The sequence below is a fragment of the Pantoea sp. PNT03 genome, assembly GCF_014852515.1.
Classification (GTDB): Bacteria; Pseudomonadota; Gammaproteobacteria; order Enterobacterales; family Enterobacteriaceae; genus Pantoea; species Pantoea leporis.
The window spans coordinates 588925-599779 of record NZ_JACVBT010000004.1 but is presented as its reverse complement, the minus strand read 5'-3'; the positions used below and the strand labels follow the sequence as shown (position 1 = coordinate 599779).

The 10855-nt window shown below is 51.1% G+C and carries 10 protein-coding genes, 1 rRNA gene and 1 other annotated feature; of the genes, 4 read left to right on the top strand and 7 right to left on the bottom strand.

The window, feature by feature from the left end; translation table 11 throughout:
* From IB226_RS17230 to rluD, 4 genes are all read right to left on the bottom strand, one after another.
* Positions 1-98: ribosomal RNA gene (locus tag IB226_RS17230) — 16S ribosomal RNA — on the bottom strand; the annotation flags it as partial.
* Between the two features lie 473 nt (positions 99-571).
* The gene (gene clpB / locus IB226_RS17225) at positions 572-3145 is read right to left on the bottom strand and encodes an ATP-dependent chaperone ClpB (RefSeq protein ID WP_192236528.1); all 2574 of its coding nucleotides are present in this window, start codon (positions 3143-3145) and stop codon (positions 572-574) included.
* 126 nt (positions 3146-3271) lie between these two features.
* Positions 3272-4000, bottom strand: coding sequence for a purine nucleoside phosphorylase YfiH (gene yfiH, locus IB226_RS17220; protein ID WP_192236527.1), 729 nt, complete (start codon positions 3998-4000; stop codon positions 3272-3274).
* A complete protein-coding gene (rluD, locus tag IB226_RS17215; RefSeq protein ID WP_008109013.1) occupies positions 3997-4977 on the bottom strand; it encodes a 23S rRNA pseudouridine(1911/1915/1917) synthase RluD in 981 nt (326 codons plus the stop codon). Before rluD ends, yfiH begins: the two co-directional genes overlap by 4 nt.
* A gap of 130 nt (positions 4978-5107) precedes the next feature.
* Between rluD and bamD the strand changes: the two genes are divergently transcribed.
* From bamD to pheA, 4 genes are all read left to right on the top strand, one after another.
* On the top strand, positions 5108-5848 hold the full coding sequence (bamD, locus tag IB226_RS17210; protein ID WP_008109011.1) for an outer membrane protein assembly factor BamD: 741 nt from the start codon (positions 5108-5110) through the stop codon (positions 5846-5848).
* A gap of 276 nt (positions 5849-6124) precedes the next feature.
* Positions 6125-6451 (top strand): ribosome-associated translation inhibitor RaiA, encoded by a 327-nt coding sequence (raiA, locus tag IB226_RS17205; protein WP_008109009.1) that lies wholly within the window; start codon positions 6125-6127, stop codon positions 6449-6451.
* 96 nt (positions 6452-6547) lie between these two features.
* Positions 6548-6672: a sequence feature (Phe leader region), on the top strand.
* Positions 6549-6596 (top strand): pheA operon leader peptide PheL, encoded by a 48-nt coding sequence (gene pheL / locus IB226_RS17200; RefSeq protein WP_100703679.1) that lies wholly within the window; start codon positions 6549-6551, stop codon positions 6594-6596. (Overlaps the previous feature by 48 nt.)
* A gap of 22 nt (positions 6673-6694) precedes the next feature.
* Positions 6695-7858 carry a bifunctional chorismate mutase/prephenate dehydratase gene (gene pheA, locus IB226_RS17195; protein ID WP_192236526.1) on the top strand — a complete coding sequence of 388 codons (1164 nt, stop codon included), beginning with the start codon at positions 6695-6697 and terminating at the stop codon, positions 7856-7858.
* Positions 7859-7892: 34 nt separating this feature from the next.
* On the opposite strand, the gene tyrA is transcribed toward pheA, so the two are convergent.
* The 3 genes from tyrA to rplS all read right to left on the bottom strand — a co-directional run bounded on the left by tyrA (position 7893) and on the right by rplS (position 10838).
* Positions 7893-9014, bottom strand: coding sequence for a bifunctional chorismate mutase/prephenate dehydrogenase (gene tyrA / locus IB226_RS17190; RefSeq protein ID WP_192236525.1), 1122 nt, complete (start codon positions 9012-9014; stop codon positions 7893-7895).
* Between the two features lie 6 nt (positions 9015-9020).
* The gene (locus IB226_RS17185) at positions 9021-10100 is read right to left on the bottom strand and encodes a 3-deoxy-7-phosphoheptulonate synthase (RefSeq protein ID WP_192236524.1); all 1080 of its coding nucleotides are present in this window, start codon (positions 10098-10100) and stop codon (positions 9021-9023) included.
* A 387-nt stretch (positions 10101-10487) separates the two neighbouring features.
* Positions 10488-10838 (bottom strand): 50S ribosomal protein L19, encoded by a 351-nt coding sequence (gene rplS, locus IB226_RS17180; protein ID WP_007893316.1) that lies wholly within the window; start codon positions 10836-10838, stop codon positions 10488-10490.
* Positions 10839-10855: the final 17 nt, after the last annotated feature.

Below are 10855 nucleotides of genomic sequence, written 5' to 3'. Positions count from 1 at the left end.
CGTCACCCGAGAGCAAGCTCTCTGTGCTACCGTTCGACTTGCATGTGTTAGGCCTGCCGCCAGCGTTCAATCTGAGCCATGATCAAACTCTTCAATTTAAGTTTGATTTGCTGAAACAAGTTCAGCGATGCTCATCTGTAAAACGTCATAATGAATTTCATTATGTGTTCACTCGTGAGGCTTTGATATTTTTTGCGTCCGGAGACGCTGATATCAATCCTGCGAGTGCCCACACAGATTGTCTGATAAATTGTTAAAGAGCGTTGCGAACAGCGGCTGAACCGCCTGTCGCGAGGTGGCGTATACTACGCTACTCTCCTTCGGAGTCAAACACTTTTTTCAGCGTTTTCATCCGGCGGGATGAATTTCTTCACTCCCTGCCGAGCCGTCTGCGTTGCCGCTTTGCCGTCTCAGTGGTGGCGCATTATAGGGAGTTCATTTCAGCTGACAAGTGCTAATTTGAAGTTTTCGCGCGACCGCTCACTTTCCAGGCTATACGTTGCAAAAAGCAGCTAATTCTTGCAAAAGGCCAAAAAAAACGGGCCTGCAGGCCCGTTTTAATCAGAAGTGATTACTGATGAGCAACAATCACATCGTCTTTTACATCCATTTCGATGGTTTTTCCCGGAACCAGGGCACCAGAAAGAATCTGCTGAGCCAGCGGGTTTTCAATCTGCTGCTGAATAGCACGTTTCAATGGACGCGCACCATAAACCGGATCGTAGCCATTCTCGCCGAGCAGTTTGAGCGCCTCATCGGAGATATGCAGCTGATAGCCACGCTCCTCAAGACGTTTATACAAACGTTGCAGCTGAATCTGCGCAATTGAAGCAATGTGTTTTTCGCCCAATGGGTGGAACACCACCATGTCATCGATACGGTTGATAAACTCTGGGCGGAAATGCTGCCCCACAACCGTCATCACCACCTGTTTCATCTCCGCATAGTCCAGAGAACCGAAACGTTCCTGAATAAGATCGGAGCCAAGGTTCGAGGTCATGATCACCACGGTATTGCGGAAATCGACCGTACGGCCCTGTCCGTCGGTTAAGCGACCATCATCCAGCACCTGCAACAGAATGTTGAACACATCAGGATGCGCCTTCTCCACTTCATCCAGCAGAATCACCGAATAAGGCCGACGACGTACCGCTTCGGTCAGATAACCGCCCTCTTCATAGCCGACATATCCCGGAGGTGCACCCACCAGCCGCGACACCGAGTGTTTTTCCATAAACTCGGACATATCAATACGCACCATCGCGTCATCGCTATCGAACAGGAAGCTAGCCAGCGCTTTACACAACTCGGTTTTCCCTACCCCCGTTGGTCCGAGGAACAGGAAGGAACCAATTGGACGATTCGGATCGGACAAGCCGGCACGACTACGACGAATCGCATTCGAAACCGCTTCTACCGCTTCGTTCTGGCCGATGACGCGTGAATGCAGTTCCTGCTCCATACGCAGCAACTTGTCGCGCTCGCCTTCCATCATGCGTGCGACAGGAATTCCGGTCCAACGCGCCAGTACATCGGCAATCTCCACATCCGTTACGCGATTACGTAACAGCTTCATGGTTTTACCTTCAGACTGCGTAGCGATGGCTAACTGTTTCTCCAGCTCCGGAATTTTACCGTACTGCAGCTCAGACATCTGACCCAGGTCACCAACGCGACGGGCTTGCTCCATCGTCAGGCGCGCTTGTTCCAGCTCGGCTTTAATGTTCTGCGTGCCGGTTAATGAGGCTTTTTCCGCTTTCCACTCCTCTTCCAGCTCAGCATATTCACGCTCTTTCTGGTCAAGTTCACTTTCCAGCATTTCCAGACGCTTCACGCTGGCGTCATCAGACTCTTTCTTCAGCGCCTGCTGCTCAAGTTTCAACTGGATGATGCGGCGCTCAAGGCGATCAAGGGACTCAGGCTTCGAATCCATCTGCAAACGAATGCTTGAGGCCGCTTCGTCTATCAGGTCGATGGCCTTATCCGGCAGCTGACGATCGGAGATGTAACGATGCGACAACGTCGCCGCAGCCACAATCGCCGGATCGGTGATCTGCACATGATGGTGCAGCTCATAGCGTTCTTTCAGTCCGCGCAGAATGGCAATGGTATCTTCGACACTCGGCTCAGCAACAAAGACTTTCTGGAAACGACGTTCCAGCGCCGCATCTTTCTCAATGAACTGACGATACTCATTCAACGTAGTTGCGCCGACACAGTGCAACTCACCGCGCGCTAATGCGGGTTTCAGCATGTTGCCGGCATCCATGGCGCCATCGGCTTTACCTGCGCCCACCATGGTATGCAGTTCGTCGATAAACAGAATGACGTTGCCTTCCTGCTTCGCCAAATCGCTAAGCACGCCTTTGAGGCGCTCTTCAAATTCACCGCGATATTTGGCGCCCGCCACCAGCGAACCCATATCCAGAGCCAGCACGCGACGGCCTTTCAGCCCTTCCGGTACTTCGCCATTGATGATGCGCTGCGCTAAACCTTCGGCGATAGCCGTTTTACCGACGCCGGGTTCACCAATCAGCACCGGGTTATTTTTGGTACGACGCTGCAACACCTGAATGGTGCGGCGAATTTCTTCATCACGACCAATAACCGGATCCAGCTTGCCGAGTTCGGCACGCTCTGTAAGGTCGATGGTGTATTTTTTTAATGCCTGACGCTGATCTTCAGCCCCTTGATCGTTCACGCTGTCTCCTCCCCGTATTTGCTCGATGGCCGCAGAGAGTTTTTCCGGAGTCGCGCCAGCTGATTTCAAAAGATCAGCCAGCGAGCCACGTGAATCGAGGGCCGCCAAAACAAATAATTCAGATGATATAAAGTTGTCGCCGCGCTTTTGCGCCAGCTTGTCGCACAGATTGAGTACCCGAATCAGATCGGCGGATGGCTGCACATCGCCGTCCGTGCCTTCAACCTGAGGTAGTCGATTAATCGCTTGTTCAATGCTGGTACGCAGGCCAGCCACGTCGGCACCCGCTGCGCTGAGCAACGGACGCACCGATCCGCCTTCCTGGTTGAGCAATGCGCTCATCAAATGAAGGGGTTCAATGAATTGATTGTCATGTCCCAGAGCAAGGGACTGTGCATCGGCAAGTGCCAGTTGAAATTTATTAGTAAGACGATCCAGACGCATAATTCCTCCCATTACAGGTCAAAATGCTACTGGAGATTAAATGAGGTCATCCCTCAAATTTTTCAAGGTTAATGACCTGAGTTGTGAGCAAAAAATACGCTAACTGGACCGTCTTGTGGCGTAAGGTTATCTCAGCCAAATCAAAGTTGCCATACGCCCGGTGATTCCGTCGCGTCGGTAGGAGAAAAAATCATCGCGCTCATGGAAGGTACATCGCGTTGAACCGCTGATGGAATGCACGCCGGCGTCCTGCAGACGCTGACGCGCCAGCAGCCAAATATCGGCAAAGTATTTGTTACCCGCCGGGCGGAAAGCCTCTTCCGCTTGTGAATCATGGGCCATAAATGCCGTTCTGACTTCCGAGCCAACTTCAAATGCCAGCGGCCCAATTGCCGGACCAAGCCATGCATGAATGTCATTTGGCGCGCAGTGAAACTGCGACAACGTCTGTTCCAGCACGCCATTACAGAGTCCACGCCAACCGGCATGTGCTGCAGCGACTTCACTGCCATCCTTGCTGCAGAACAGCACCGGCAAACAATCCGCCGTCATCACTGCGCAAACAACCCCGCTTTCACGCGTGATTGCGGCATCAGCGCGCGGCAGCGGATCGCTGGCGGGTAAACGCGCAACCACTTGACCATGGATCTGATCCAGCCATTGCGGCATTGCAGGTAACGTCAGTTGTTCAACCAGGCGTTGACGATTCTGAGCAACCTGCGCCTCAGCGTCGCCAACATGCCCACCAAGATTCAACGAATCCCATGGAGCAGCGCTGACGCCGCCGTAACGCGTGGTGGAACATGCCCGAACATGCTGCGGCGCAGGCCAATCCGGGATGATCCATTCACTCATAGCCAATCCATCTGATCGCGGAATTCAAGGGTATCGGCTTTCAGCGCATCAATTAAATCGACCATATCCTGCGGCAACGGCGCATGCCATTCCATCTCAATACCGGTGATTGGGTGATAGAGACGTAACATCGTGGCATGCAGCGCCTGGCGATCAAAACCCCGTAGCGTAGTGATGAAAGCTTCAGATGCCCCTTTTGGCGGGCGTGGACGGCCACCGTACAGCGGATCGCCCACCAGCGGATGGTTAATATGCGCCATATGCACACGGATCTGATGGGTACGACCGGTTTCGAGACGCAAACGCAAACGCGTATGGGCACGAAAATGCTCCATGATGCGATAGTGCGTGGTTGCCGGTTTACCCATCGGGTGCACCGCCATGTGCGTACGTTTGGTTGAGTGGCGCGCCATGGGCTGATCCACCGTACCGCCCGCAGTCATGGTGCCAATAGCCACCGCTTCATATTCACGCGTGATTTCGCGCAGCTGCAGCGTTTCAACCAGATGCGTTTGCGCAGGAACGGTTTTCGCGACCACCATCAAACCGGTGGTATCTTTATCCAGACGATGAACAATGCCTGCACGAGGTACGTCAGCGATCGGTGGATAGTGATAAAGCAGTGCGTTAAGCACTGTGCCATCAGGATTACCGGCGCCAGGATGTACCACCAAACCGCGAGGTTTGTTAATGACCAGAATGTCGTCATCTTCATAGACGATATTCAGTGGGATGTTTTGCGCTTCCCAGCGTTGCTCTTCTTCGATCTCAGCATCAATCGAGACATGCTCACCGCCAAAAACTTTTTCTTTTGGTTTATCGATGATAGTGCCGTTGACGCTGACTCGGCGCTCAAGAATCCATTCTTTTATGCGAGAACGTGAATAATCAGGGAACAATTCTGCCAAAGTCTGATCTAAGCGTTGTCCAAGCTGTGCTTCGGACACCGTTGCGGTGAGTTGAACTTGTTGTGCCATATACAGCTTCTTCGTTAACGTTGGGTTTTCACGGCGATGCCGTTTAATATAATGTGCTATCGTACCTGGTCATAACTGGGAGCTATACGGACAGCTTCTGCTACAACACTTTGAGGATAATCATTTCGTCATGACGCGTATGAAACATCTGGTGGCTGCTGCCACACTGAGCCTGAGCCTGGCGCTTGTGGGTTGTTCTGGCTCATCAGATCCAGTCCCGGACAGCCCGCCGTCTGAAATTTACGCCACGGCCCAGCAAAAGCTGCAGGACGGTAACTTTAAAGCGGCGATTAAGCAACTGGAAGCACTGGATAACCGCTATCCGTTTGGTCCTTACTCGCAGCAAGTACAGCTGGATTTGATCTACGCGTATTACAAAAATGCCGATCTGCCACTGGCGCAAGCCGCTATTTCTCGCTTTATGCGTCTGAATCCAACCCATCCGAATATCGACTATGTCATCTATATGAAAGGTCTGACGGATATGGCGCTGGACGATTCTGCACTGCAGGGCTTCTTCGGTATCGATCGTTCCGATCGTGATCCGACGCACGCTCGTGATGCTTTCCGTGACTTCTCGCAATTACTGCGCGGTTATCCAAACAGCCAATATGCTGCGGATGCGCAGAAACGTTTGGCATTCCTGAAAGAGCGCCTGGCGAAGTATGAACTCTCGGTGGCGCAATTCTATACCAAGCGCGGTGCCTATGTCGCTGTTGTTAACCGCGTGGAAACAATGATGAAGGATTATCCGGATACTGAGGCGACCCATGAAGCGTTACCGTTGATGGAGAATGCTTACCGCCAGCTGCAGTTGACGGCTGAAGCCGACAAAGTGGCAAAAATCATTGCGGCAAATAATCAGTCCTGATTATTACACCCACAAAAAAGCAGCCCATGAGGCTGCTTTTTTTATGTCACTTTGTGGATAATCCAGCAGTTTTACAGATTTATCGCTGCAGTTATCCAGTCAATCATGCGCCCTTCCCCAGTCGTCTTCAAGTATTTCCCGCCACTTTCCCGGCCTTTCTCACAATTAAGCGGCATTGACAAAAAGTGACATTTCAATGTGATTTAGATCACACATTTTCTTGATTTCCGCGGTATGCTGGACCTACCCACACGGAAATGACAGAGAGGTTTAACTATGATTCTGAACATTACCAGCAAACAAATGGAAATCACCGAGGCCATCCGTAACCACGTTGAAGAGCGTCTCGCCAAGCTGGAAAAATGGCAAACACATCTGATAAACCCTCACATTGTGTTATCGAAAGAGCCGAAGGAGTTTGTGGCTGATGCCACCATCAATACGCCTAACGGAACGCTGGTTGCCAGCGCGAAACATGATGATATGTATACGGCCATCAATGACTTGATTGCCAAGCTGGAGCGACAACTCAATAAAGCGCAACACAAACCCGAAGCCCGTCGCGCCAATAGCAGTGTGAAAGATTTTCTTCCTACGGAATAAGCTAACATCTTTAGTAACGCGCCTCCGGGCGCGTTTTTTATTGACAGCTTTAAATCACTGCGGTTACTCTCAAGCCACTTCATTTATGGAAACAACCATGAAACATCTGCCGTTCTTCTTCGCATTCTTTTTTACCTTCCCCTGATTGGGAGGCGATTCGTCATGTGAAAATGAATGCGAAGACGAACAACAAAGCCTCCCAAATGGGAGGCTTTTTTATTGGACATTTTACAGGTGAGCCCTATGAATCCCGAAAATCCGCTGCTGGCATTACGCGATAAAATCAGCGCCGTTGATGAAAAACTCTTAGCGCTTTTGTCGGAGCGTCGCATACTGGCCGTTGAAGTTGCGCAGGCTAAACTGGCAACGCATCGCCCTATCCGCGACGTTGAGCGTGAACGCGCTCTGCTGGAAAACTTAATTTCACTGGGTAAAAAGCATCAGCTTGATGCGCATTACATCACTCGCCTGTTTCAGTTGGTGATTGAAGATTCGGTTCTAACTCAGCAAGCCTTGTTGCAAAAGAATCTCAACCATCCACATGCTCACGCGCCGCGCATTGCCTTCCTCGGTCCGAAAGGCTCCTACTCACATCTTGCGGCGCGCAAATACGCCACCCGACATTTTGATTCAATGGTTGAGATCGGCTGCCTGAAATTCCATGACATCATCCATCAGGTGGAAAGTGGACAAGCGGACTACGCGGTGATGCCGATTGAAAATACCAGCTCTGGTTCGATCAACGACGTTTACGATCTGCTTCAGCAAACCACGCTATCGATTGTGGGTGAACTGACCATTCCAATTGAGCACTGTGTGCTGGTCAACGGCAGCACCGATTTGCAGCAGATCGAAACGGTATATAGCCATCCACAGCCATTCCAGCAGTGCAGCCAGTTCATTAATCGTTTCCCGCAGTGGAAAATCGAATACACCGAAAGCACCGCTGCAGCGATGGAGAAAGTGGCAGCGATGAATTCAACAAAGGTTGCCGCATTGGGTAGCGAAGCGGGTGGTGAGCTGTATGGATTGCAGGTGCTGGAACGCAATCTGGCCAATCAACAGCAGAACCATACGCGCTTCATCGTGCTGGCACGTAAAGCGATTGAAGTTTCGGGTCAGGTTCCGGCGAAAACAACATTGATCATGGCGACGGGTCAACAAGCAGGCGCATTGGTTGAAGCGCTGATGGTATTACGTAACCACGGCCTCATCATGAGCAAACTGGAAAACCGTCCCATCAACGGCAATCCGTGGGAAGAGATGTTTTATATTGATGTGCAGGGCAATCTGCAGTCAGAAAATATGCAGTTGGCGTTAACCGAGTTGAGCGGCTTAACCCGTTCATTAAAAGTTCTTGGCTGCTATCCAGGCGAGAATGTGGTGCCGGTTGAGCCGCGCCTCTAAGCAAAAAGGCATCCTCACGGATGCCTTTTGTTTTTTACTGCCGGCTATCGTTCGCCGATCGCAGCATGCTTCTGCTTTCGACCAGGAAGCGTTTCGCGTAATCACCAAACCAGTGTTCGACGCGCTCAAAGCTATCGATAAAGGCTTGCTTATCGCCCTGCTCCAGCAGTTTGATCGCATCGCCAAATCGCTGGTAATAACGTTTAATCAGCGCCAGATTACTCTCCGAGGACATGATGATGTCCGCGTAAAGCTGCGGATCCTGCGCAAACAGACGTCCAACCATTGCCAGTTCAAGGCGGTATATCGGTGAAGATAGCGCCAGCAGCTGATCCAGATTAACGTTCTCTTCCGCCAGATGCAGACCGTAAGCGAAAGTCGCAAAGTGACGCAGTGCCTGAATAAACGCCATATTCTGGTCGTGCTCAACGGCACTGATACGATGCAACCGCGCGCCCCAAACCTGAATCTGCTCAAGGAACCACTGATAAGCTTCCGGCTGACGGCCATCACACCAAACCACAACCTGCTTTGCCAGGCTGCCGCTGTCCGGACCAAACATCGGATGCAAGCCCAGAACCGGTCCGGTGTGCGCGGCCAGCATCGCCTGCAGCGGGCGATTCTTCACCGAAGCCAGATCGACCAGAATGCAGTCTTCTGGCAATTTCGGCAGCTCACCGATGATTTGCTCGGTCAGATGAATTGGCACACTGATGATCACCATGCCCGCATTTTTCAGCAGCTCGTCAGAGCGTTCCCAATCGCCTTTATCCAGAATGCGGACCTGATAGCCAGAAAGCGTCAACATCTTTTCAAACAGACGCCCCATCTGGCCGCGGCCACCTACAATCACTACCGGACGCAATGTCGGACAGAGCGTTTTGAAGCCTTTGTCATTTTCATGCGCATAGGATTCACGCATCAAACGACGCAATACATCTTCAATCAAGTCCGGCGACACGCCGAGCGCTTCAGCTTCCTGGCGGCGTGAAGCCAGCATGCTGGCCTCACGCTCAGGAACATAGATCGGCAAACCGTAGCGGCTTTTAACTTCCCCTACTTCGGCTACCAGCTCCAGTCGTTTTGCCAGTAACCCAAGCAGTGCTTTATCTACTTCATCGATTTGATCGCGCAGCGCGGTCAGTTCAGCCACCATGACTCATTACACCTCGTGTGACAGACGCGCCGACAGCACTCCCTGCAGATCCTGATGGATTTCACGCAGCAATGTTTCAGTGGTTTCCCAGTTGATGCAGGCATCAGTGACGGACACACCGTATTTCATTTCGCTACGTGGCTGTTCAGAAGACTGGTTGCCTTCATGAATGTTGCTTTCCAACATCAGGCCAATGATGGAACGGTTTCCATCTTTAATCTGCGCAATAGCCGATTCGGCTACGCCAGGCTGGCGACGATAGTCTTTGTTAGAATTACCATGGCTGCAATCTATCATTAAGGCCGGACGCAGTCCCGCTTTCAGCATCTCTTTTTCACACTGAGCGACATCTTCTGGACCGTAGTTTGGTGCTTTACCGCCGCGCAGAATCACATGTCCATCTGGGTTGCCCTGCGTTTGCAGCAAGCAAACCTGGCCGGCCTGATTGATGCCAACAAAACGGTGCGGCATTGCGGCGGCGCGCATGGCGTTAATCGCGGTGCCCAGGCTGCCATCCGTACCATTTTTAAAACCAACCGGCATGGAAAGGCCTGAAGCCATTTCACGGTGGGTTTGTGATTCAGTGGTACGCGCACCAATCGCTGACCAGCTAAACAGATCGCCAAGATATTGCGGGCTATTCGGATCCAGCGCTTCGGTCGCCAGCGGTAAACCCATCTCAACGAGATTAACCAGCAGTTGACGCGCGATATGCAGGCCAGCTTCCATATCAAACGAGTTGTTCATGTAAGGATCGTTGATTAACCCCTTCCAGCCGACGGTGGTTCGAGGTTTTTCAAAATAAACGCGCATAACGATGTACAGCTGATCCTTCAACTGTGCAGAGAGAGATTGCAACTGACGGGCATAGGCAAGTGCGGCTTCAGTATCGTGAATCGAACAAGGACCACAAACCACCAACAGACGCGGATCGCGGCCCGCAATAATATCAGCAATGGTTTGGCGAGAAGACGCAATTTGCGTTTCCTGCGCCGCAGTGAGCGGGAATTTGGCTTTCAGCTCTTGCGGGGTAATCAAAATTTGTTCGTCGGCGATATGCACATTGTTCAGCGCGTCTTTTTGCATGATTGCGATCCTTTTCACTCGTTTATGCGGTTTGGGATCCTCACTGAGGATGGCGCTTACTTTATCACACCCTGTACAGGTTGCAATCCACCCATGTACACATTTATTACCACATCAAATAAAAAACACAGGTGATATTAAAATAACCATTAAAATCAAACACATAATTGAATTGACGGTAGAGTGAAAGTGTAAACTAAAGGTTACATTCAATTATGTTCTGATGATGCTCTCAACTAAAAGTTTGGTATAACATTTTGATTTTCATTGTTTTCAGGAAACACATACTGTCCACCTTAAGAATGATCCTGCGCCCTTATACGCCCATAAAAAAAGGGGCTGGCCAAATGGCCAACCCCTTGTTTGCTATTAACTTTGAGAAGTCGCTTACGCGCCAAGACGCTCTTTGATACGAGCTGACTTACCGGTACGCTCACGCAGGTAATACAGTTTGGCTTTACGCACAGCACCACGACGTTTAACAGCAATGCTGTCAATTACTGGAGAGTGAGTCTGGAAGACGCGCTCAACACCTTCGCCGTTAGAAATCTTACGAACAGTGAATGCAGAATGCAGACCGCGGTTACGAATAGCGATAACCACGCCCTCGAATGCCTGCAGACGCTTCTTAGAACCTTCAACGACCCATACTTTCACTTCCACGGAATCACCCGGACGGAATGAAGGTACGTCCTGCTTCATCTGCTCTTGTTCAAGTTGCTTGATAATGTTGCTCATAATTAAATCTCTTATCC

Coding starts and splice junctions, on each gene's coding strand:
- rluD (WP_008109013.1), bottom strand. CDS start 4,977: ATGGCACAACAAGTTCAACTCACCGCAACGGTGTCCGAAGCACAGCTT.
- IB226_RS17185 (WP_192236524.1), bottom strand. CDS start 10,100: ATGCAAAAAGACGCGCTGAACAATGTGCATATCGCCGACGAACAAATT.
- bamD (WP_008109011.1), top strand. CDS start 5,108: ATGACGCGTATGAAACATCTGGTGGCTGCTGCCACACTGAGCCTGAGC.
- tyrA (WP_192236525.1), bottom strand. CDS start 9,014: ATGGTGGCTGAACTGACCGCGCTGCGCGATCAAATCGATGAAGTAGAT.
- rplS (WP_007893316.1), bottom strand. CDS start 10,838: ATGAGCAACATTATCAAGCAACTTGAACAAGAGCAGATGAAGCAGGAC.
- clpB (WP_192236528.1), bottom strand. CDS start 3,145: ATGCGTCTGGATCGTCTTACTAATAAATTTCAACTGGCACTTGCCGAT.
- yfiH (WP_192236527.1), bottom strand. CDS start 4,000: ATGAGTGAATGGATCATCCCGGATTGGCCTGCGCCGCAGCATGTTCGG.
- raiA (WP_008109009.1), top strand. CDS start 6,125: ATGATTCTGAACATTACCAGCAAACAAATGGAAATCACCGAGGCCATC.
- pheA (WP_192236526.1), top strand. CDS start 6,695: ATGAATCCCGAAAATCCGCTGCTGGCATTACGCGATAAAATCAGCGCC.